At 67.1% G+C, this 21013-nt stretch carries 20 protein-coding genes and 1 pseudogene; 12 read left to right on the plus strand and 9 right to left on the minus strand.

The genetic code is table 11. The features are described 5' to 3' along the window. Positions 1-5 precede the first annotated feature (5 nt). From CRM90_RS17070 to CRM90_RS17100, 7 genes are all read left to right on the plus strand, one after another. Positions 6-908, plus strand: a complete 903-nt coding sequence (locus CRM90_RS17070; RefSeq protein ID WP_102808121.1) for a PaaI family thioesterase — start codon at positions 6-8, stop codon at positions 906-908. 190 nt (positions 909-1098) lie between these two features. After that, positions 1099-1542, plus strand: coding sequence for a 50S ribosomal protein L13 (gene rplM / locus CRM90_RS17075; protein WP_036340754.1), 444 nt, complete (start codon positions 1099-1101; stop codon positions 1540-1542). A gap of 38 nt (positions 1543-1580) precedes the next feature. Beyond that, on the plus strand, positions 1581-2060 hold the full coding sequence (gene rpsI / locus CRM90_RS17080) for a 30S ribosomal protein S9 (RefSeq protein WP_102808157.1): 480 nt from the start codon (positions 1581-1583) through the stop codon (positions 2058-2060). A gap of 315 nt (positions 2061-2375) precedes the next feature. Further along, positions 2376-2834: a hypothetical protein gene (locus CRM90_RS17085; protein WP_102808122.1), complete on the plus strand. Its 459-nt coding sequence runs from the start codon at positions 2376-2378 to the stop codon at positions 2832-2834. A gap of 160 nt (positions 2835-2994) precedes the next feature. Next, positions 2995-4332, plus strand: coding sequence for a phosphoglucosamine mutase (gene glmM, locus CRM90_RS17090; protein WP_102808123.1), 1338 nt, complete (start codon positions 2995-2997; stop codon positions 4330-4332). A 49-nt stretch (positions 4333-4381) separates the two neighbouring features. Further along, the gene (locus tag CRM90_RS17095; protein WP_102808124.1) at positions 4382-4672 is read left to right on the plus strand and encodes a type VII secretion target; all 291 of its coding nucleotides are present in this window, start codon (positions 4382-4384) and stop codon (positions 4670-4672) included. Next, entirely contained in the window at positions 4669-6033 is a 1365-nt protein-coding gene (locus CRM90_RS17100) for a hypothetical protein (RefSeq protein ID WP_102808125.1), read from the plus strand. The genes CRM90_RS17095 and CRM90_RS17100 overlap by 4 nt, the downstream gene beginning before the upstream one ends. 18 nt (positions 6034-6051) lie before the next feature. Here the strand turns inward: CRM90_RS17100 and CRM90_RS17105 are convergent, their stop codons facing one another. Both CRM90_RS17105 and CRM90_RS17110 read right to left on the minus strand, forming a co-directional pair. Continuing rightward, positions 6052-7092, minus strand: coding sequence for an LLM class F420-dependent oxidoreductase (locus tag CRM90_RS17105; RefSeq protein ID WP_102808126.1), 1041 nt, complete (start codon positions 7090-7092; stop codon positions 6052-6054). A gap of 42 nt (positions 7093-7134) precedes the next feature. After that, positions 7135-7986, minus strand: a complete 852-nt coding sequence (locus CRM90_RS17110) for a dienelactone hydrolase family protein (RefSeq protein ID WP_102808127.1) — start codon at positions 7984-7986, stop codon at positions 7135-7137. 56 nt (positions 7987-8042) lie between these two features. Between CRM90_RS17110 and glmS the strand changes: the two genes are divergently transcribed. Next, positions 8043-9911 carry a glutamine--fructose-6-phosphate transaminase (isomerizing) gene (gene glmS / locus CRM90_RS17115; protein ID WP_102808128.1) on the plus strand — a complete coding sequence of 623 codons (1869 nt, stop codon included), beginning with the start codon at positions 8043-8045 and terminating at the stop codon, positions 9909-9911. Positions 9912-9920: 9 nt separating this feature from the next. Here glmS and CRM90_RS17120 read toward each other — a convergent pair whose 3' ends face one another. The 3 genes from CRM90_RS17120 to CRM90_RS17130 form a co-directional block, all read right to left on the minus strand. Next, positions 9921-10589 (minus strand): peroxiredoxin-like family protein, encoded by a 669-nt coding sequence (locus tag CRM90_RS17120; RefSeq protein WP_102808129.1) that lies wholly within the window; start codon positions 10587-10589, stop codon positions 9921-9923. Between the two features lie 67 nt (positions 10590-10656). Beyond that, positions 10657-11328 carry a TetR/AcrR family transcriptional regulator gene (locus tag CRM90_RS17125; protein ID WP_233209367.1) on the minus strand — a complete coding sequence of 224 codons (672 nt, stop codon included), beginning with the start codon at positions 11326-11328 and terminating at the stop codon, positions 10657-10659. Positions 11329-11347: 19 nt separating this feature from the next. Beyond that, the gene (locus CRM90_RS17130) at positions 11348-11725 is read right to left on the minus strand and encodes a nuclear transport factor 2 family protein (RefSeq protein ID WP_102808130.1); all 378 of its coding nucleotides are present in this window, start codon (positions 11723-11725) and stop codon (positions 11348-11350) included. A 62-nt stretch (positions 11726-11787) separates the two neighbouring features. Between CRM90_RS17130 and CRM90_RS17135 the strand changes: the two genes are divergently transcribed. Both CRM90_RS17135 and gad read left to right on the plus strand, forming a co-directional pair. After that, positions 11788-13212 carry an NAD(P)H-hydrate dehydratase gene (locus CRM90_RS17135; protein ID WP_102808131.1) on the plus strand — a complete coding sequence of 475 codons (1425 nt, stop codon included), beginning with the start codon at positions 11788-11790 and terminating at the stop codon, positions 13210-13212. 11 nt (positions 13213-13223) lie between these two features. Next, on the plus strand, positions 13224-14603 hold the full coding sequence (gad, locus tag CRM90_RS17140; protein ID WP_102808132.1) for a glutamate decarboxylase: 1380 nt from the start codon (positions 13224-13226) through the stop codon (positions 14601-14603). 6 nt (positions 14604-14609) lie between these two features. Here the strand turns inward: gad and CRM90_RS17145 are convergent, their stop codons facing one another. Continuing rightward, positions 14610-16010 carry an FAD-dependent oxidoreductase gene (locus CRM90_RS17145; RefSeq protein WP_102808133.1) on the minus strand — a complete coding sequence of 467 codons (1401 nt, stop codon included), beginning with the start codon at positions 16008-16010 and terminating at the stop codon, positions 14610-14612. A gap of 80 nt (positions 16011-16090) precedes the next feature. Between CRM90_RS17145 and CRM90_RS17150 the strand changes: the two genes are divergently transcribed. Beyond that, positions 16091-16588 carry a nitroreductase/quinone reductase family protein gene (locus CRM90_RS17150; RefSeq protein WP_102808134.1) on the plus strand — a complete coding sequence of 166 codons (498 nt, stop codon included), beginning with the start codon at positions 16091-16093 and terminating at the stop codon, positions 16586-16588. Here CRM90_RS17150 and CRM90_RS17155 read toward each other — a convergent pair. Next, entirely contained in the window at positions 16569-19025 is a 2457-nt protein-coding gene (locus CRM90_RS17155; protein ID WP_102808135.1) for a GcvT family protein, read from the minus strand. The two genes, CRM90_RS17150 and CRM90_RS17155, sit on opposite strands and share 20 nt — an antisense overlap. A 16-nt stretch (positions 19026-19041) precedes the next feature. Beyond that, positions 19042-19962 (minus strand): choline/ethanolamine kinase family protein, encoded by a 921-nt coding sequence (locus tag CRM90_RS17160; protein ID WP_102808136.1) that lies wholly within the window; start codon positions 19960-19962, stop codon positions 19042-19044. A gap of 54 nt (positions 19963-20016) precedes the next feature. Between CRM90_RS17160 and CRM90_RS17165 the strand changes: the two genes are divergently transcribed. Next, positions 20017-20781, plus strand: coding sequence for an HAD family hydrolase (locus tag CRM90_RS17165; protein ID WP_233209368.1), 765 nt, complete (start codon positions 20017-20019; stop codon positions 20779-20781). On the opposite strand, the pseudogene CRM90_RS31000 reads toward CRM90_RS17165, so the two are convergent. After that, positions 20778-21013: pseudogene (locus CRM90_RS31000) on the minus strand (hypothetical protein); the annotation flags it as partial. The gene CRM90_RS17165 and the pseudogene CRM90_RS31000 overlap by 4 nt on opposite strands.

The raw sequence follows: 21013 nt of genomic DNA on the forward strand, positions 1-21013 counted from the left end.
GGGAAATGAGCACACCCAACGGACCTCAGTCGGTCTTCTGCGTCGGCTTCACCAGGGTCAATGAGGCCGGCATCTCGCTGGATCAACAGGTGAATCAGACGCTCGTCGACCACCGCGGTCTGCTGGAGATGCCCGCCTACGCGGTGATGGCCGAATCAGTCACCAGCGGCGCCTACTGGTACACGTTCGCCGAGCCGGTCGCCACCGTGCAGTCCTGGCTGGCGCTGACGGCCGGTGCCCGACCCGAGGTGGGGGATCGGCTGCACGCGGTGTCGGCCATGGCCCACCGCGACGACAGCCACGGCACCGCCACGATGACCATCACCAACGGCTCGCACGACGTCGTCTGCTCGGGCGTGGCCCGCGCCGTCCGGGTCGGCCGCAGCACCGAGGCGCTGCGCGCGCTCGACAAGGATGCGATCGCCGAACCCGTCGAGACGTTGCCCACCCCGCCCGACGTCGACACAACGGTGTCGGCCATCGATCCGGACTGGGACGGCCGGCGCATCCTGACCGCCATCAGTCGCGGGGACATCGCCCGCGGACCCTTGAGCGAACTGCTGGCCATGACCGTCGAAAGCGCCGACGAGCCGATCCTGGCCATCGACCCGCAGCCATGGATGGCCAACCCGCTTGGCGCCATCCAGGGCGGGGTGATCGCCTCGATCATCGGGCAGGCCTGCTCGCTGGCCGGCCAGGCGCACACCGGCGCGGGCGATCGCTACACCCTGGCTGACCTGTCGGTTTACTACTTCCGGTCGCCGCCGGTCGACGGGCGGTCCCTCACGCTGGCCACCGCCACCGAACGGGTCGGCCGCCGGATGGGGACGGTCTCGGCCACCATGACCGACGCTGCGGGTACCCACTACGTCCGGGCTGTCGCCAACATCGCCTACGAGCGGGCATGAGCGTTTTGACCTGCCCCGATCGTCGCAGGTAAGCTGCCACGTTGGCGTGCGGTACGCCGCGGTTTCGCACCGCGGGGTAAGCCGGGTTCTCGGGTCAGTGTTGGTCGCCGAGGAGCAATCCCGACCGTCGCGCTTCGACCGGCACCCGGGTCATACCGGGACTCACCCGAGAAGAAAAGAAGGTAGCGCTGTGCCTACGTACACGCCGAAGGCGGGTGACACCACACGTTCGTGGTACGTCATCGACGCCACCGACGTGGTGCTCGGCCGGCTCGCCGTCGCGGCAGCAAACCTGTTGCGCGGCAAGCACAAGCCGACATTCACGCCGAATGTGGACGGTGGCGATTTCGTCATCGTCATCAACGCCGACAAGATCGCCGTCAGCGGCGACAAGCTCCAGTCCAAGATGGCCTACCGTCACTCGGGTTACCCCGGTGGCCTGCGGGCGCGCACCCTCGGCGACGAGATGGAAAAGCATGCCGATCGCGTGGTCGAGAAGGCCATCGTCGGGATGCTGCCGCACAACAAGCTGAGCCGGCAGATCCAGAAGAAGCTCAAGGTCTACGCGGGCCCGGATCATCCGCACGCCGCCCAGCAGCCGATTCCGTTCGAGATCAAGCAGGTGGCCCAGTGAGCGAAACGACAGACGTGACCGAGGTCGTGGAGACCGAAGTGACCGAGACCGCCGACGCGACCGAGGCCCCCGAGACCTCCGAGGCCCCCGAGGCCGCTGCCGAGAGCACGCCGCGTGCTCCGGTGATCATCGACCGTCCCATCCAGACCGTCGGCCGCCGCAAGGAGGCTGTGGTGCGGGTTCGGCTGGTGCCGGGCACCGGCCAGTTCAACCTCGACGGCCGCACCCTGGAGGCGTATTTCCCGAACAAGGTGCACCAGCAGCTGATCAAGGCCCCGCTGGTGACCGTTGACCGGGTGGACAGCTTCGACATCTACGCCCACCTCGACGGCGGTGGCCCCTCGGGTCAGGCCGGTGCGCTGCGCCTCGCGATCGCTCGCGCGCTGATCCTGGTGCAGCCCGAGGACCGTCCGGCGCTGAAGAAGGCCGGCTTCCTCACGCGTGATCCGCGTGCCATCGAGCGCAAGAAGTACGGCCTCAAGAAGGCCCGCAAGGCGCCGCAGTACAGCAAGCGCTGATCTGCCGCGTACATCTACGCAACGGCCCACCGGGCGTCGCCAGTCTTTCGGCTGGAGGCGCCCGGTGCGTCGTTTATGACCTGGGTCACATGTCGTGTTGCCTGCTCAGCGTGCATGTCCAGAACGAGTGCCACGTTCCGGTTTGAGTCGACCGCCCTTCGGCAAGCCTCTGAGAGGCCGGCGGCAACGTCGGCTGCCCGAGGTAGGAGGCGGGACCCTTCGGGGGGTCGGTGTTCTCCTTCGGGGCTGTGAGGTGAGCTGAGTGCTCCCGCAGCTCTGATTCCCTGCCCATCACGCAGAAGAAAAGGAGCGATTATGAACACGTTCACGAAGACGGCCGCTGGTGCGGTTCTTGGCGGCTCGCTGCTCGTCGCGAGTGGTTTCGGACTCGCGAACGCGGCTCCCGAGGCCCCGGCGCCGCAGCCCCAGGCGCCGCAGGCGGGCGACCAGCTCAATGTGGGCCTGACCGTCAACGGTGAGCAACTCGGCACCATTCAGAACGTGTCGGTCAGCAGCGCGCAGACCCTGGCCACCAGTGTGTGCCCGGGCGACGACCTCTCGTCGAAGCTGCCGCAGCTCGCCAGCAAGGAGATCTCGACCGTTCCGGTGTGCGCCAGCAGCGCCACGGGCGTGAGCTACACGTTCACCCAGGCCGGACCGGGTAACTCCGAACTGGCTCCCGGCCAGAACGGACACGCCGACGCCGGTATCGGCGCGACCGCCGTGCCCGCCGCCCCGGAGCCTGCCGAGGCGCCGATGACCGGCAGCCGGTAATCGCCGGCCAGCTGAATCCCAGCAGCGCACTGCCCGCACCCGCACCGGGTGCGGGCAGTGTTCGTTCTCGGTGTCTCGTTGCCATGTCGGTTTGGCGGCGACACGGCCGTTAACCTCGTTGGTTGTGTTCTGAGCGGCTAGTTGTGAGAAATTTGTCCACATGGGTCGACTGTTCGGGACCGATGGTGTCCGCGGCGTCGCCAACCGAGAACTGACTGCCGAGCTGGGCCTGGCGTTGGGCGCGGCGGCGGCGCGCCGGCTCGCGACCACCCGAAGCTCCGGCCGGCGCCTCGCGGTCGTCGGCCGTGATCCGCGCGCCAGCGGCGAGATGCTCGAGGCGGCGGTGATCGCCGGTGTGACCAGTGAGGGTGTGGACGCGCTGCGGGTCGGAGTGTTGCCCACACCGGCGGTCGCCTTTCTGACTGCGGCCTACGGCGCCGATTTCGGTGTGATGATCTCGGCATCGCACAACGCGATGCCGGACAACGGCATCAAGATTTTCGGCCCCGGCGGACACAAGCTCGACGACGACGCCGAGGATCGGATCGAAGAGCTGGTTGCTCAAGGTCCCGGGTTGCGTCCGGTCGGTGCCGAGATCGGGCGTGTGCTCGATGCCCGCGATGCGCTGGAGCGCTACCTGCACCACATCCGCGGGGCGGCACCGGTGCGATTGGACGGGCTGACGGTCGTCGTCGACTGCGCCAACGGCGCCGCGTTCCAGGCCGCGCCGCGCGCTTACCACGCTGCGGGCGCAACCGTGATCGCGATCAACGCCGAACCGGACGGCCTGAACATCAACGACGGCTGCGGTTCGACGCACCTGGAGCAGGTGCAGGCCGCGGTGCTGACCCATGGCGCTGATCTCGGTTTAGCGCACGACGGCGACGCCGATCGCTGCCTGGCGGTGGACGCCGACGGCCGGGTCGTCGACGGCGACGCCATCATGGTGATCCTCGCCCTGGCCTTGCGCGAGGCCGGTGAGCTCGCGTCCGAGACGCTGGTGGCCACCGTGATGAGCAATCTCGGGTTGCATATCGCGATGCGTGAAGCCGGTATCACGGTGCGCACCACCGGTGTTGGTGATCGGTATGTCCTGGAGGAACTGCGCGCCGGGGAGTACTCGCTCGGTGGGGAACAGTCCGGCCACATCGTGATGCCCGCGTTGGGAACGACCGGCGACGGCGTCGCCACCGGCTTGCGGTTGATGGCGCGGATGGCGCAGACCGGCTTGTCGCTTGCCGAGCTGGCAGCGCCGATGCAAACGCTGCCGCAGGTGCTCATCAATGTCACGGTGGCGGACAAGGCGACGGTCGCCGAAGCGCCCGCGGTGCGGAGCGCGGTACGCGAAGCCGAGGCTGAACTCGGTGACACCGGGCGAATTCTGTTGCGCCCATCGGGAACTGAACAGATGGTGCGGGTCATGGTGGAAGCCGCCGACGAAGACACCGCCCGACTGCTGGCGATCCGTGTCGCCGAGTCGGTCAGCGCCGAAGGCTGACGAAGAAACACCGGGAACCGGTCGGGCGCGCCGTGCGTCATACCCGGATATGGGTAACACGCGCGTGGACTGCGCCGGGCTGCGCGCTGCCGCGCAACATTTCGACTCCACCGCCGAGGTGCTCGACGAGGCACTGCGTGGGCAGCTGAGTCGGCTGCGATTCGACGGCGCCGTGGCCGGTCGTGCGCACGTCGCCCACGGGGATGCGGTGCGGGCGGCGCTGGAGCGGCTGACAGCCACAGTGACGCAGTGGTCGCGGGCTGCCGAGGAAACGGCCGTCGCGCTGCGGGTCACCGCCGACCGCTACGGTGATGCCGAACTACGTGCGGCGGCGCTGTGACACTGGACGTGGCGTCGCGGCTCGCAGTCGGGCAACCCTCGGTGGCCAACACCGCGGCCTACGTGGCAGCCTGCCACGCCGTCGGCTATCAGCATCCGGACCTGACTGCGCACGCCGCGCAGATCTTCGAGTGGTACGGCGGTGACGACGGCTTGGACCTGGCCGCGCTCGACGCCGACTGCATAGCGCTACGGGCCGCATCGGCCGCCGCCGACCAGGCGGTGCGTGTTTCGCGCGACGGGCTGGCCGCCATGGCGGTGGTGTGGGACGGTGAATCCGGTTCGGCGGCAGACGAATTCATCCGTCGACACTGTGCGGCGGGCGCGGCGGTGGCCGACTCGTTGCGGGCTGCGGCGCAGAGCTGCGAGGCGCTGCGCGACCGGCTGTCGCGGTCGGTCGACGACAAGGTCCGAGCAGTCGTGTCGATCGATGACCGTCGCGCCGGCGAGCGGCCGGCATGGCTGACTGCGGCGGCCACCGTGACGGGCGGGGGAGCGGCACGCGAGCAGGCCATCGATGTCGTCGCTCACCAGATCACCCCGTACGTCGACGCCGACATCCGCACTGATTGGCTCTCCGCCATGCGCGCGGCGATCTCATCGGCGACGTCCGCCTACGCGGATGCGGTGCGGCAGTTGGATCATGCTCCGACAACACATTTCGAGGTGCCAGGAGCCTTCGGTGGGCCATCGGCAGGATTCGCTGCTGCTTCACCGCGCACCGCGCCGGCCGCAGCGCCTGTCCTGCCGCCGTCCGTCGCCGAACCCGGGCGAGCTGCCCCGCCCGCGTTCTCACCGCTGGCGGATACCCCGGCAGATCAACCACTTCCGGCGCAACCGCTTCCGGCGCAGCTGCCTGCCGAACCGCCGGCGCCGTCCGCTCTGGCCACCCCTCCGTCGGCCGCGATACCGGCCATGCCCGATGTCGGGGGCGGCTTGTCCGGGCTGGTCGGGCAGATCGCCGACGCGCTCGGAGGGCTGTTCGACGGCATGCCGGATAGCGCGGTGGACGACGTGCCTGCGGGTCTGGACGATTCCGCCGCCGATGGCGAGCCCGCGCCCGAGGACGATTCCGCCGCCGATGGCGAGCCCGCGCCCGAGGACGATCCCGCCGCCGATGGCGAGCCCCAGGATATCGTCAAACCCGACGATGCTGTGCCCGAAGATGATCCGACTGTCGAGGAGTCAGAGACCGCGGGTCAACCGGCCGAGGTACCGCCGCCCAGCCCGGCTGCGGAGGCGGTCGAAACCGAGCCGCCGCCATCCCAACCCGAGGCACCGGCACCGCCGGTCGTCGAGGAGTCCGATGGCAAGACACCCTGCGAGATAGCCGCCGACGAACTACCGCAGGTCGGCCAGTGACCGAATACAGCCCCGCGATCAGGGCAGCAGCTGCTGCAACTCCTCGACCCAGCTGATGTATTCGCCTGCGTCAGTGGTGGTCGGCGTGGCCAGCAGTGTGGTCACACCGGCCTCGGCGAAGGCGGCGATGCGTTCCTTGACGAAGCCGCGCGGGCCGATCAGGTTCACGTTTCGTACGAGCTCGTCGGGCACGGCGGCGACCGCCTCGGCCTTGCGGCCGGACAGGAACAGCTCCTGGATGTGATCGGCCACCTCGCCGTACCCGTACCGGGTCGCCAGTTTGTGGTAGAAATTCTGACCCTTCGCGCCCATGCCGCCGATGTACAGCGCAAGGTGCGGCTTTGCCCAATTCAGCCGTTCCTCGACGTCGTCGCCGATGGCCAGTGACACTCCGACCATCACATCGAGATCGCCAAGTGCACTGTCGCGCTTGGCGTTTCCGGCGCGCAACGCATCACCCCACACGTCGTTGGCCTTCTCCGGGTAGAAGAACACCGGCTGCCAGCCTTCGGCGATTTCAGCGGTCAACTCGACGTTCTTCGGGCCCAGTGCGGCGATGGTGATCGGAATCCGTTCGCGGACAGGGTGATTGATGATCTGCAGTGGCTTGCCCAATCCGGTGCCCTGGTCGGCGGGCAACGGGATCTGGTAGCTGCGGCCCTGATGCTGGACCCGCTCGCGACGCCAGACCTGCCGGCAGATGTCGACGACTTCGCGGGTACGGCCGAGCGGGGCGTCGAACGGCACCCCGTGAAAGCCCTCCACCACCTGCGGACCGGACGTGCCGATGCCCAGCCGGAAGCGGCCGTCGGACACGAAGTCCAGGCCGGCCGCCGTCATCGCCAGCAGCGACGGCGTCCGGGTGTAGATCGGAAAGACGCCGGATCCCAGCTCGATCGTCGAGGTCTTGGCGGCCAGGTAACCGAGCTGGCTGACAGCGTCATAGGAGTAGGCCTCGGCGACCAGCGCGATGTCGACCCCGGCCTTCTCCAACACCACGATGTGATCGACGGCCTCACGAAAGCCGCCCGAATAGTCCAGAAAGATCCCGGTACGCATCCGGAAAGTAAAACACCAACCAGTTGGTTGGGCGACGGCGGGTTACTTCAGCAGCGCGGCGATCTGGCCTTCGGTCGTCACCGGCGGCGCCTCGGGATCGAGCGCCACGGTCTTCGGCAGCACCGCTTCCGGGTCGGCGAACTCGCGGTACGCCTTGTCGCCGGTCAAGTGAAACAGCAGGAAGCCGGTCAGCAGGGCGCGCACCGTCTTCTGGGTGCGCTTGTCGGAACCCGGCATGCCGAGGACCTTGGCGAACCGGCGCTTCTCGGCCAGCCCGGACGACTCGGCCTTGCTGACGATGTGCAGCACCGAGCCCTTCCATGAGTCGGCCAGGTGCAGGGCGTCGGTGCGCAGCGATTGCGGATCGTCGGGCGCGCTGAGCACCAGACCGGGCGCCATGAGCGATGCCGCCGGTTCCTGGGCGGGGGGACGGGTCACCGACGGAAACAACGCCGCGACCGCCTTGGGTGCGCCCGAGGCCGCACCGGCCAGACCCGCCGCGGCGAACACCGCCGCCGAGCCGCCGAAGCCGTGTCCGGCCAGGCCCAGTTTGGTCGGATGCACGCTGATCTCGCCGGGGCCCAGTCGCACACCGGTGATGATGTCGAGCGTCGTGCCCAGGTCGACCGACAGGTTCAGCACCGACGGGGCGAGCCCGCGCTCGGTGCCGGGGGCGGCCGCCACGATGCCCCAGGACGCGAGGTGCTCGAGGGTTTTCACGTAGTGATCGACATCTGTGAGCCAATCGTGGCCGAAGGCCACACCGGGCAGGTTGAACCCCGACGCGGGGGTGAAGACGATGCCGGGTAACCCGGCAAAGGCCAGGTCACCGCGCAGAACGTGATGTGGACCGCGGCGCGTCAGCGCCGCGAAGAGCTTGCGTGTCCGGGCCACCCCATGAACCTAGCGGACTCGGCTCTTTGCGGGGCGCTGCACTACCCTTGGTAGGCATGTGCGGAATCGTCGCTTACGTCGGGCATCGCCCTGCCCGGGGGGTCGTGGTCGACGCGCTGCGGCGGATGGAATACCGAGGTTACGACTCGTCAGGACTTGCCGTGCTTGACGGGCAGGGTGGGCTGACGGTGCGCCGCCGAGCCGGCCGGTTGGCCAACCTCGAGGAGGCGCTGGCCGAGACCGAACCCGACGCGCTCTATGGCGCCGCGGGAATGGGCCATACCCGGTGGGCGACCCACGGCAGGCCCACCGATCGCAACGCCCACCCGCACCGCGATGCCGCGGGCAAGTTCGCCGTCGTGCACAACGGGATCATCGAGAACTTCGCCGGTCTGCGCCACGAGCTGGAGGCCGAGGGCGTCGAGTTCGCCAGCGACACTGACACCGAAGTGGCCGTGCACCTGGTCGCGCATGCTTACCGGCACGGCGAGACTGCCGGGGACTTCGAGGCATCGGTGCTGGCTGTGCTGCGCCGGCTGGAAGGCCACTTCACGTTGGTCTTCGCCCACGCAGACAGTCCGGGCACCATCATCGCCGCCCGTCGGTCGACGCCCTTGGTGGTCGGCGTCGGCGACGGCGAAATGTTCATCGGTTCCGACGTCGCGGCGTTCATCGAGTTCACTCGGGATGCCGTCGAGCTCGGACAGGACCAGGCAGTGATCATCACCGCCGACGGCTACCGGATCACCGATTTCCACGGCGCCGATGAAACTGCGAAGGCCCGCGAGTTCTATATCGACTGGGACATGTCCGCCGCGGAGAAAGGCGGCCACGACTACTTCATGCTCAAGGAGATCGCTGAGCAACCGGCGGCGGTAGCCAACACCCTGCTCGGGCACTTCGTCGACGGCCGCATCGTGCTCGACGAACAGCGGCTCAGTGATCAGGAACTGCGCGAGGTCGACAAGGTCTTCATCGTCGCCTGCGGCACTGCTTTTCACTCGGGCCTGCTGGCCAAGTATGCGATCGAGCACTGGACCCGCCTGCCGGTGGAAGTCGAACTGGCCAGTGAATTCAGATACCGGGACCCGGTACTGCACCGCGGCACGCTGGTGATCGCGATCTCCCAATCCGGTGAAACCGCCGACACGCTCGAAGCGGTGCGGCATGCCAAGAGCCAGAAGGCCAAGGTACTGGCAATCTGCAACACCAACGGCAGCCAGATCCCGCGGGAAGCCGACGCGGTGCTCTACACCCGCGCCGGACCCGAGATCGGCGTGGCGGCCACCAAGACCTTCCTTGCGCAAATCGCCGCGAACTATCTCGTCGGCTTGGCGTTGGCGCAGGCCAGGGGCACCAAGTACCCCGACGAGGTCGAGCGGGAGTATCGCGAGCTGGAGTCGATGTCTGACCAGGTCGGCAGGGTGCTCGAACACCTGGAACCGATCACGAAGTTGGGTCAGCAGTTCGCATCGTCACCGACGGTGCTGTTCCTGGGCCGCCACGTCGGCTACCCGGTGGCGCTCGAGGGTGCCCTGAAGCTGAAGGAACTGGCTTACATGCACGCCGAGGGCTTCGCTGCCGGTGAGCTCAAGCACGGCCCGATCGCACTGATCGATGAAGGCCTACCCGTCATCGTGGTGATGCCGTCACCGAAGAATGCGGCCACTCTGCACGCCAAGCTGCTGAGCAACATCCGCGAGATCCAGGCGCGCGGTGCGGTCACCATCGTCATCGCCGAGGAGGGCGACGACACGGTGCGGCCTTACGCCGACCACATCTTCGAAATACCCGCGGTGTCAACACTTTTCCAGCCGTTACTGTCCACGGTCCCGCTGCAGGTGTTTGCTGCCGCGGTGGCCCAGGCCCGCGGCTTCGACGTGGACAAGCCGCGCAACCTGGCCAAGTCCGTCACGGTGGAGTGACGGCCGCGGTCAGCCCAGCTGGGCCACGGCGGCCAGGATCTCCGCAACCTCGGTGCGGGTGGTGTAGTCGGGGTGGATGTCGCTCCACGCTATGACGCCTTGGCCGTCGACGACCAGCACGGTGGGCATCGGCAGCCCGTAGCCGCCGTCGGCGTTCGCCTCTCGCAGGTCGATGCCGAGCTGCTGAGTGACCGCACGTGACGCTTGTGAGGGTGTAACGACGATGCCGAGCGCCGAGGCGATCTGGTTGCCGGGGTCGGAGACCACGTCGAAGGTCAAAGCGTTGGCTTCTGCAGTGGACAGCGACCCGTCGGGCTTCTGGGGGCTGACGGCGATCAGCGGTATGTCGCGCGACGTGAGTTCCGGTACCAACTGGTCCTGGTAGGTCTTCAGCGCGAGATTGCAGTATGGGCACCACGCGCCGCGGTAGAAGACCACGACCGCCGGACGGTGCGCGCGCAGCGCACTAATCGTGGTCGATTTCCCGTGCGCATCAACAACTTCAGGATCTGGCAGGGCAGTCCCCGGCTGCGCCGCACCGGGCGGTACGCCGTCCTCGACCATGCGTTTCTGGTCTGCGGTGAACACCTCGATGGCGTCGGCGGGCAGGTGACCCGCCATGCCCTGCTGCATGTCTGCGACCTGGGAGGCGATGGTGGCCGGTTCAGTGGTGGACATGGAGACTCCTTTTCATAGGCCTGACGCCGATGGTGTCCGGGAAAAAATGGAGTGTCAACACCAAAAATCAACGCGATCGAGCGGTCCCTGTGGATGTCTCGATCAGGAGCCCGCCGATGTGAGTGATCACGGTGTCCATTGCCGCGGTCAACGCGGCGGTATCCCGGTTGACCTGGCTCAGGAGGAGGCCTCCCTGGGTCGCGGCCAGCAGCGCCAGGGCGAGGCGGTCGGTATCGGTGCCCTCGGCGAATTGACCCGCAGCAGCCATGGACGCGAGTCCGGTGCGCAGTATCCGCTCCCACTCGGCGAACCAGCGTGCCAGTTGTGCGCGTGCGACGGCGTCGGTCTCTGCCAGATCTGCGGCCAAAGATCCCAGCGGGCAGCCGCCCACACAGTTTTGCGCTGTACGAATACCGACAACCAGATCGCGCCAGCGCCACAGATCGGCCAGGCACGCCACCTTGTCCAGGCCCAGGTGCTGGACGTCGAGAACGCGTTGTCCTTGTAGCTCGATGACCGCTGCCACCAATGCGTCCTTGTCGGCGAAGTAGTGGTACAGCTGCGACGAGCTGATTCCGGCCGCCGCCTGGATGTCCTCCACGGTCGTACGGGCCACGCCACGCTGCTGCATCAGGTCCGCGGCCACCGCCACGATTCGATCCCGGGTCTGCACGCCTTTACGGGTCAGTCGCCGGCCGTTCACCGCCGCGGCCGCTGCGCTCCGCGCTGGATCGTTCACTCCAAAAGTGTAGCGAGCGTCAACCGGTCTTGGCGGTCTGCTGATACAGCACCAGCCGCCACCTGCCGTCGACGCGGTGATACACCGACGACATCGCTGCGACGAACGGTTCGTCGGCTCCGTCGCGATGGGCCGTGCCGACGTACACCAGCGCCGCGGCGTCGGCTCCTGCGGAGATGACGCGCTCATCGGACAACTCGAAGCTCGCCCACGGCGGCGCCTGGCCGAGTGCAGAGGTCACCGCGGAGCGATCCATCACCGAACCGTTCGCCAAGACCATGACCGCGTCGTCGGTCATCAGGTCCCCGTAGAAGCGGTCGCCGGTCGACTCGCACAACGCCTGCCACCCCGCGCGCTCGATCGCCAGGAGTTCATCGAGTAACTGCTGATTGGTCATGTCAGTGAATACCCACGCGGACTCGGCCGTTATCGGGGGTTCAGCACGTAACCTTGGTGCCGATGCGGCACTACTACACCGCCGACGCGATTCGCGCCGCCGAGGCGCCCTTGCTGGCCGGCCTGCCCGATGGTGTGCTGATGCGTCGTGCCGCCTACGGATTGGCCACCGCGATCGCCCGCGAGCTGCGAACGCGCACCGGCGGCGTTTCCGGTCGCCGGCTCTGCGCGGTGGTCGGCTCCGGCGACAACGGCGGCGATGCGCTGTGGGCGGCTACCCTCCTGCGCCGCCGTGGGGCCGCCGCGACCGCGGTACTGCTCAACCCCGACCGCACTCATGCCAAGGCGCTGGCCGCGTTTCGATCTGCCGGCGGCCGGGTGGTGCCGGCCGTGCCGCCGTCGACCGATCTCGTGATCGACGGGGTGGTCGGCATCTCCGGCAGCGGGTCCCTACGCCCGGCAGCCGCCGAGGTGTTCGCCGCCGCCGACGATGCCGAGATTCCGGTGGTGGCCGTCGACATCCCCAGCGGCGTCGACGTACAGACCGGCGCGATCACCGGGCCTGCCGTGCGGGCGGCACTCACCGTCACCTTCGGTGGCCTCAAACCCGTTCACGCCCTGGCTGACTGCGGCCGGGTCGAACTGATCGACATCGGTTTGGACCTCCCGGCCACCGACGTGCTGGGCATGGAAGCCGCTGATGTCAAGGCGCGTTGGCCGCTGCCCGGCGTGCGCGACGACAAGTACACCCAGGGTGTCACCGGCATCCTGGCCGGATCGTCGACGTATCCCGGCGCGGCGATCCTGTGCACCGGTGCCGCGGTGGCGACGACATCGGGTATGAAACGCTACGCCGGGTCCGCTGCAGCCGAGGTGGTGTCGCACTGGCCGGAGGTGGTGGCCGCGCCCAACCCGCACGCCGCCGGGCGAGTGCAGTCCTGGGTGGTCGGACCGGGCCTGGGTACTGATGAAAAGGGTTTTGCTGCTTTACATTTCGCACTCAGTACTGATCTGCCGGTGGTGGTCGACGCCGACGCGCTGACCATCTTGTCCACCCAGCCGGATCTGGTGGCGGGCCGAGCGGCCCCGACGGTGCTCACCCCGCACGCGGGCGAGTTCGCGCGACTGGCCGGTGCACCGCCGGGGGAGGACCGGGTGGCCGCCACCCGCCGGCTGGCCGATGCCTTCGGCGCGACCGTGCTGCTCAAGGGCAACATCACCATCGTCGCCGAGCCTTGCGGCGGCGTCGTCTACCTGAACCCCGCAGGTGGTTCCTGGGCGGCGACCGCCGGATCCGGGGACGTGTTGTCGGGGATGATCGGTGCGCTGCTGGCCTCGGGTCTGCCGCCGGCCGCGGCGGCCGCGGCGGCCGCATTCGTGCACGCGCGCGCCGCCAACGCCTCGGCCGCCGATCCCGGCCCGGCCCCCGCGCCGACATCGGCCTCGCGCATCCTCGCCCACATTCGTCAAGCCATCGCAGAACTGTAGAAAGGACACCCGTGCCCCACGTCAAATATCGTTCCCCGTCGATCGCACCGGCCTACACCGGACGCCTGTCGACCGACCCGATCCCGTCACTGCGGCTGCCCGATGAGGCGATGGAACCCACTGCGGCATACCGGTTCATCCACGACGAGCTGATGCTCGACGGCAGCTCGCGGCTCAACCTCGCCACGTTCGTCACCACCTGGATGGACCCCGAGGCCGAGAAGCTGATGTCGGAGACATTCGACAAGAACATGATCGACAAGGATGAGTACCCGGCCACGGCTGCCATCGAATCACGTTGTGTGGCAATGGTTGCCGATCTGTTCCATGCCGAGAACCTGCGCGACGACGACGCCTCCACCGCGGTCGGGGTGTCCACGATCGGGTCGTCGGAGGCCGTGATGCTCGGCGGTCTGGCCCTGAAGTGGCGCTGGAAGGCCCGCGTCGGGGACAAGTGGAAGACTCGCACCCCTAACCTGGTGATGGGTTCCAACGTGCAGGTGGTGTGGGAAAAGTTCTGCCGCTACTTCGAAGTCGAGCCGCGCTACCTCCCGATGGCCGAGGACCGCTACGTCATCACCCCCGAACAGGTTCTGGACGCCGTCGACGAGGACACCATCGGCGTGGTGGGCATCCTGGGCACCACCTACACCGGTGAGCTGGAGCCGATCGCCGAGATCTGTGCGGCACTGGACACGTTGCAGGCGGACAAGGGACTCGACATCCCGGTGCATGTCGATGCGGCCAGCGGCGGATTCGTGGTGCCGTTCCTGCACACCGATCTCAAGTGGGATTTCCGGTTGCCGCGAGTGGCGTCGATCAACGTCAGCGGCCACAAGTACGGGCTGACCTATCCGGGTATCGGATTCGTGGTGTGGCGCAACGCCGATTGCCTACCTGAGGAGCTGGTGTTCCGGGTGAACTACCTCGGCGGGGACATGCCGACGTTCACCCTGAACTTCTCCCGCCCGGGCAATCAGGTGGTCGGCCAGTACTACAACTTCCTGCGGCTGGGCCGGGCCGGCTACACCCACGTGATGCAGTGCCTGTCGGCAACGGCCCGCTGGTTCTCCGACCAACTGGAGGCCTGCCAGCACTTCGAGGTGATCTCCGACGGCTCGGCGATACCGGTGGTGGCGTTCCGGCTCAAGGGCGACTTTGGCTACACCGAGTTCGACGTGTCGGCGGCGCTGCGTTCCTACGGCTGGCAGGTGCCGGCGTACACGATGCCCGACGGCGCGGAGAACATCTCGGTGCTGCGGGTTGTTGTGCGAGAAGGGTTCTCGGCCGACCTGGCCCGCTCACTGTGGGCGGACCTCAACGCCGTGCTGGGCCACCTCGACGCGATCCAGCCCGAAGGCCACTTCACTCAGGAGCACTTCGCGCACTAGGCCCGATCAGCTGCTCGGTGCCGCCAATGCGCCGAGCAGCTGATTGAAGGCTTCCGTCATCGACGGGTGCGTATAGATGGTGTCGCGCAACTCGGTGGCGGTGATGCCGTGCCGCATGGCCAGCGCGACGGTGTTGATGACTTCATGCGAGTCGTAGCTGAGAAGCGCTGCGCCCAGGATCTTGTCGCTGCTCGCATCCACGACGACCTTCATGAGTCCGGTCGTCTCGTCGACGATGCGGGCCCGTGGCACCGTCGCCATGGCGGCAACCGGCAGCGTGGCGACCAGGATGTCCATCCCGGCTGCCACCGCCGCGCTCTCGGTGATGCCCACCCGCGCCAGCGGTGGTGTGGTGAACAGGACGTAGGGGACGGCGGTGCGGGTGGCGGTGCTCCGGGATCCGTCGCCGGCGAGCTGCGAGAGCACCACGCGGTAATCGTCGAGCGAAATGTAGGTGAACTGCGGACCACCGTTGACGTCACCGACCGCGAAGATGTGCGGCTGGCTGGTGCGCAGATACTCGTCGACGACAATCGCACCCGCACTGGTGGTTTCGACACCGGCCTCGGTGAGGCCCAGGTCGTCGGTGACCGGCTCCCGGCCGAGTGCCACCAGGACGGCGTCGCCCTCGGCGGTGTGTTGCATCCGGTCGGCCTGATAGGTCACCGTAACCGCCTGGCCGACTCCGGTCACCGACGTGACCTCAGCGGAGGTGATGATCTCGACGCCGCTGTCACGAAGAATGTCCTGCAGGCAGGCCGCGACATCGGCGTCCTCGCGACCGAGGATCTGCGGACCGTGTTCCAGCACGGTCACCTCGGAGCCGTACCGGGCGTACATCGCGGCGAACTCCAGGCCGACGTAGCCGCCGCCGAGCACCGTCAGCCGCGCAGGCAGCTCGGGCAGGCTGAGTAGTTCGGTGCTGGTCATGACCTGGGGTGTGGTGGACAGCCCGGCGATGTCGGGCAGCACCGGACGTGAGCCGGTACCGACCACGATCGTTTGGGCCACCACGGTGACGGTCGCGCCGTCGACCGTCTCGACCTGCAGCGTGTGCGGATCGGTGAAGCGGGCATGCCCGGTGAGAACCGTGACCGAGTCGAGGTTGTCGAGCATCGCGAAGTTGACCGCGCGAAGGTTCGTGGTGAGGTCGGCCGTCGCCCCCACGGCGTGGTGATAAGCGTCCGGGTGGACACCGCCTGGCGCGAGGTGCTCGGCCCGGTAGACCATCGACTTCGTCGGCACGCAGCCGATGTTGATACAGGTGCCGCCGTACATCTGCGCGGACTGCTCGATCATCACCACCCGCCGGCCCTGACGGCCCAACGTGGCGGCCAGCGTCTTACCGCCTTTGCCGAAACCGATGACCGCGAGGTCGGCCTCGATGTGTTCGACGTTCGTCGGCATCTGTCACTCCATCCTCGCGGGTACTCCGACGAATGCTAGCGTCGGAATGCCTTGAGCGATTACCGACCGGAAGAGGTCTGATGGCTGACGCTGACGCCGAAGCACTACGCGCTGACCGTGCTGACTGGACGGCGCAACACCTTGCGACGTATCTGGAAAGCGGTGGCGCTCAGGGGCACGTCCTCGACCTGAGTGACGTCGGCGGCCGGTCGTTCACCACCCACTGCCTGATCCGCTACACCGGGCGCAAGTCGGGCCGGTCGTACATCAAGCCGTTGATCTACGGGAACGTCGGCGGCGAAATCGTGGTCGTCGCGTCCAAGGGCGGCGCCGACAATCATCCCGAGTGGTACCTGAACGTCGAGTCGAGGGCAACGCTCGAAGTGCAGATCGCCACGCAGGCCTTCGAGGCCACGTGGCGCGAACCGCAGGGCGATGAGCGACATCAGGTGTGGGAGTACATGTGCCACCTGTATCCGCCGTACATCGCCTATCAGCAGTCCACCAGCCGGCGGATCCCGCTCGTCATGCTGAGCCTGCTGCGCCCGACCGAGACGTTCAGCGCACCCGCTCATTAGCCGGGTCGTAGATGGCCTTGAGCGACACGGTGATCGGATAGATCTGACCGCCGACGTTGACCGCGTAGGAACCCGAGCGCACCCAGTCGGGTGTGACGACGGTGTCGTCGGTCGAGCGGACGTAACCCAGCCCCACGCACGCACCGGTAGTGGCACCCCATGCCGCCGAGCTGACCTGTCCGGCGACGGCGCCGTCGCGCAGGATCAGTTCGCCGCCCCACAGCATCGGGTCGGGCGAGTCGACGGAGAAGCTGACCACCCGCCTGCGGGGACCTTCGGCCTTGGCCTTCTCCACGGCCGCCCGGCCGAGGAAGTCGACATCGGTGGACAGCTTGCAGGCGAACAGCAGTCCGGCCTCCACCGGACTGTCGTTCGGCGTCAGTTCCCGGCCGAACGCCCGATAGCCCTTCTCCAAGCGCAGCGACTCGATCGCGTAGTAGCCGCCGCGGGCGATCCCGTATTTCTCACCTGCTGCCAGCAGGTCTTCGTAGACGCCGACCGCGAACTCGGTAGGAACGTATAGCTCCCAACCCAATTCGCCGACATAGGTGATCCGGGTGGCGCGCACGGTGGCGTAGCCCAGCGAGATGACCTGGCTGGTGGCGAACGGGAATGCGGCGTCGGAGAGGTCGGCGTCGGTGAGCTCGCCGAGCAGCTCGCGTGACTTCGGGCCCATCACGCCGAAGACCGCCATCGACGATGTGACGTCGACGAGTTCGGCGTGCGCCCCGGCGGGCAGGTTCTTGCGGATGTGGTCCTTGTCCCGTTCGGTGGTCGCTGCGCTACTGACGATCAGGAACTCCTGCGGCCCGGTTCGGGTGACCGTGACGTCGGATTCGTAGGTGCCGCGTTCGTTGAGCATCCCGGTGTACACCGATTTGCCCACCGGCACAGCCACATCGGCGGTGCACAGCCATTGCAGACCAGCCTCGGCTCCGGGCCCGGCGAGTACGTATTTGGAGAACGACGTCTGATCGAAGACTGTGGCGGCGGTGCGGGTGCTGACCTGTTCGGCCGCCGACCACGGCAGCCAGTTCTGCTTACCCCAGGAATATTCGATGACCGGCTCGTTGCCCGGAGGTGCGAAGAAGTTCGCCCGCTCCCAGCCCATTCGGCTGCCGAAGTTGGCTCCCGCCGCCGCGAGCAGATGGTGCACCGGGGAACGGCGGAACGGCCGCGCCGTCGCCAGTTCCCGGTTCGGCCAGGGGATTTCGTAGTGCACACCGAGGATCTCGGCGACTCGGTCATGCAACCAGGCCACGTTGCCGTTGAACGGTGCGAAGCGACGGATGTCGACGCCGGTGAGGTCGGTGGTGGGGGAGCCGTTGACGATCCATTCCGCCAGTGCGCGGCCCGCACCGCCGGCGGAGGCGATGCCCACCGAGTTGAATCCCGCGCCGACGAAGAAATTGGCGCACTCGGGAGCCTCGCCGAGGATGAACTGGTTGTCCGGGGTGAAACTCTCCGGGCCGTTGTACAGCTTCTTGAGGCCGGTGTGCTCGAGTGCGGGAAGCCGCAACAGCGCGTTGTCCATCAGGATCTCGAAGTGCTCCCAATCCTCGTCGAGCAGCTGGAACTCGAACGGGTAGGGGATCTTGTCGGGGGCCACCCACGGCTTGGCTTCCGGCTCGAACCCACCGATGACCAGCCCGCCGACCTCCTCCTTGAAGTAGGTGTAGCCGTCGGGATCACGCAGGATCGGCAGATCAGGATGGACGCCGGCAATGGTTTCGGTGACCACGTAGAAGTGTTCGGCGGAATACAGCGGCACGTTGACGCCCGCCAGTGCGCCGATCGCCTTGGCCCACTGGCCTGCGCAGTTGACCACGATTTCGGCTTCGATGTCGCCGGCGTCGGTGCGGACTCCGGTCACGCGGCCGTCCGCGGTGAGCACGTCGAGCACGCGAACGTGTTCCAACACCTTGGCGCCGCGCTGACGTGCACCCTTGGCCAAAGCCATCGTCAGGTCGGTCGGATTGGCCTTTCCGTCGGCGGGCAGCCAGATCGCGCCCACCAAGTCGTCGACCCGCATCACCGGGTAGCGTTCGAAAGCCTCTTCCGGACTGAGCAGTTCGCAGTCGAGCTGATAAGCGGCAGCATTGGCCGCAGTGCGGCGAAGCTGGATCATCCGGTCTTCGCTGCGCGCCACCGTCACCCCGCCGCACTGCTTGTAGCCCGCGCTCAGCCCGGTCTCCGTCTCCAGTTCGGCGTACAGCTGGGTGGAGTACTGGACCAGCCTGGTGCCACTCTCCGATGCGCGCAGCTGACCGACCAAACCCGCTGCATGCCAGGTGGTTCCGCACGACAGCTGGCCCTGTTCGAGCAGCACCACGTCGGTGTGACCCAGTTTGGTCAGGTGGTAGGCGACGCTGGTGCCGATGACGCCGCCGCCGATGATGACGACGTGGGCACGGTCGGGCAATGATGGGGTCGACATGTGTTCCTATCGGTCGTCAGTCGGGTGCCTGGGCATCGGCGAGCAGGCGGGGGAAATCTGGCCCGCGGAACTCGGCGACCGCCGACTCATAGCGTTCCATCGCCCATTCCCAGAAGTCGAAATCCAGTGTGCTGGTGGCATTCTGAATGCACCCCCACAATGTCCAGCCGTACTTGCCGACGATCCCCTGCAGGCGGGATCGCGCTGTCTTGTGTCGTAGCCGACGGCCGTAGTACGCGCTGACCAGTTCGTCGAGCTGATCGGTGGACAGTCCGCACTCGGCCCAGATGTTGCCGAGTTCGAAGCAGGGATCGTTGTTGCCGGAGTACTCGTAGTCGATCAGCCACACCTTGCTGCCGTCGTCCACGAAGTTCCCGGCGAGTAGATCGTTGTTGCACGGAACGGTCGCGTGTTCGCCGATGCCGAGGATGCGCTTCATCGCCTGGAACTCGCGGGTGAAGTACAGATAGTCGGTCGGTATCCGGAACCCGCGCTCCAGAACGACTTTCAAGTAGCCGGGTTGTAGTTCGAACATGTCGAAGCGGTCGCGGAAGCGCGGACCGGCGTGCAGAGTGCGGCATCCCTGCGCGACCCTGGCCAAGACGTCGGGGCGCTGAAAGTCCGCGTTGGTCAGCGTGGCGCCTTCGAGAAAGCCGACCAGCAGGATGCCGAGGTCGGGTCGATAGTCGATCACCGGCGCTCCGACGCCGGCCTTCTCCGCCGCGGCGCTGTTGTAGTACTCGTTGTCCCGGTCGATGCCGAGCAGGTCGGTGGACGTGACGCTGCACCGGGCGACGTAAGTCCCTGCCTGCGTGGTGATCTTGATGTTGCGGTTGGTGAGGCCGCCGTGGAGTTCTTCGATCTGGCGGGGTTGTCCAGCCAGCGCCGGCAGCTGATCCAGCAGCGCATCCAGTTCCGGATCGGAAATGAACGGCATGAGGGCATCCTTGCGGAGAAGTGTGTCGCGCGTAAAAGACTAGACTATTGACTTGTGGCTGTGCCAGTGTTTGACTCGGCCGTGCCGATCTGTCCGGATGCCCGTCTGGCTCGCGAGATAATCACCGGCTGGGCCGCCGGCCCGCAGCCCGCGGTGATTTTCGACTTCAACGGCACGTTGTCCGATGACGAGCCGATCCTGTTCCGTATCTTCAGCGAGCTGTTCGGTGAGCACCTGAACTGGGACTTGAGCCAGCAGGACTATGACCGGCACCTGCTGGGCCACAGCGACCGCGAGATCGTCGAGAAGGCTTTGGAGATCACTGGGAAGATCACCGGCGCCGACGGTCACGACGTCGACAGGCTGCTCGAACTGCGCAAGCACCGGTACCGCGACCTCGTCGCCGGTGACAACCCGATTCGGCCCGAGACGGTACGGCTGGTGCAGTTGTTGGCCGAACACGAGGTGCCGATGGCCATCGTCACCGGGGCGCAGCGCGACGATGTTCGGGCGGTTTTGGAAAGCAGCCCGGTCGGTGAGCTCATCCGGGTGGTCGTCGCCGAGGAGGATGTCACGAGCGGCAAGCCGGATCCAGAGGGGTTTTTGTCCGGTGCTGCCCAACTCGGTTGTGCACCAACACAGATCGTGGTTTTCGAAGATTCGGTACCCGGGGTGCGCGGTGCCCTCGCGGCCGGGATGAGCTGCGTAGCAGTGGCGCCCGAGCCCAGCGACGAACTCGCCGCTGTGGCCCCGGCGATCGTTGCGCGGCTGTCGGTCGACATCGTCGAGCACATCTTGCCGTCGTTGCGCGGCCGCTAATTGTCCGTTGGTGGTGCTTTCGGCTGAAAGGGTTGGTACCACTTCCAGTCGGCGCGTTCGCCGGTCGGTCCGGGACAGGGCGGAACGCCAGGAGGCGGGTGGTTCGGTGGTCGGGCCAGTGACCCTGATGTGAGGGGTTCGCCGTCGCTGTCGAGGACGGTGAGTTGGTGTGCGGGCCCGGTGATGGTGATGTCGCCGTGGTGGTGTGCTCGGTGGTGAAAGGGGCACAGCA

The sequence above is a fragment of the Mycobacterium sp. ENV421 genome, from assembly GCF_002887815.1.
In the GTDB taxonomy this organism is placed as follows: domain Bacteria; phylum Actinomycetota; class Actinomycetes; order Mycobacteriales; family Mycobacteriaceae; genus Mycobacterium.

What these genes read in the sequence shown, in the direction of transcription:
- CRM90_RS17155 (WP_102808135.1), bottom strand. Translation starts at nt 19,025, where the DNA reads ATGTCGACCCCATCATTGCCCGACCGTGCCCACGTCGTCATCATCGGC.
- CRM90_RS17095 (WP_102808124.1), top strand. Translation starts at nt 4,382, where the DNA reads ATGGGTAACACGCGCGTGGACTGCGCCGGGCTGCGCGCTGCCGCGCAA.
- CRM90_RS17070 (WP_102808121.1), top strand. Translation starts at nt 6, where the DNA reads ATGAGCACACCCAACGGACCTCAGTCGGTCTTCTGCGTCGGCTTCACC.
- CRM90_RS17105 (WP_102808126.1), bottom strand. Translation starts at nt 7,092, where the DNA reads ATGCGTACCGGGATCTTTCTGGACTATTCGGGCGGCTTTCGTGAGGCC.
- CRM90_RS17150 (WP_102808134.1), top strand. Translation starts at nt 16,091, where the DNA reads ATGGCTGACGCTGACGCCGAAGCACTACGCGCTGACCGTGCTGACTGG.
- CRM90_RS17130 (WP_102808130.1), bottom strand. Translation starts at nt 11,725, where the DNA reads ATGACCAATCAGCAGTTACTCGATGAACTCCTGGCGATCGAGCGCGCG.
- CRM90_RS17160 (WP_102808136.1), bottom strand. Translation starts at nt 19,962, where the DNA reads ATGCCGTTCATTTCCGATCCGGAACTGGATGCGCTGCTGGATCAGCTG.
- glmS (WP_102808128.1), top strand. Translation starts at nt 8,043, where the DNA reads ATGTGCGGAATCGTCGCTTACGTCGGGCATCGCCCTGCCCGGGGGGTC.
- CRM90_RS17120 (WP_102808129.1), bottom strand. Translation starts at nt 10,589, where the DNA reads ATGTCCACCACTGAACCGGCCACCATCGCCTCCCAGGTCGCAGACATG.
- CRM90_RS17135 (WP_102808131.1), top strand. Translation starts at nt 11,788, where the DNA reads ATGCGGCACTACTACACCGCCGACGCGATTCGCGCCGCCGAGGCGCCC.
- glmM (WP_102808123.1), top strand. Translation starts at nt 2,995, where the DNA reads ATGGGTCGACTGTTCGGGACCGATGGTGTCCGCGGCGTCGCCAACCGA.
- CRM90_RS17085 (WP_102808122.1), top strand. Translation starts at nt 2,376, where the DNA reads ATGAACACGTTCACGAAGACGGCCGCTGGTGCGGTTCTTGGCGGCTCG.
- CRM90_RS17145 (WP_102808133.1), bottom strand. Translation starts at nt 16,010, where the DNA reads ATGCCGACGAACGTCGAACACATCGAGGCCGACCTCGCGGTCATCGGT.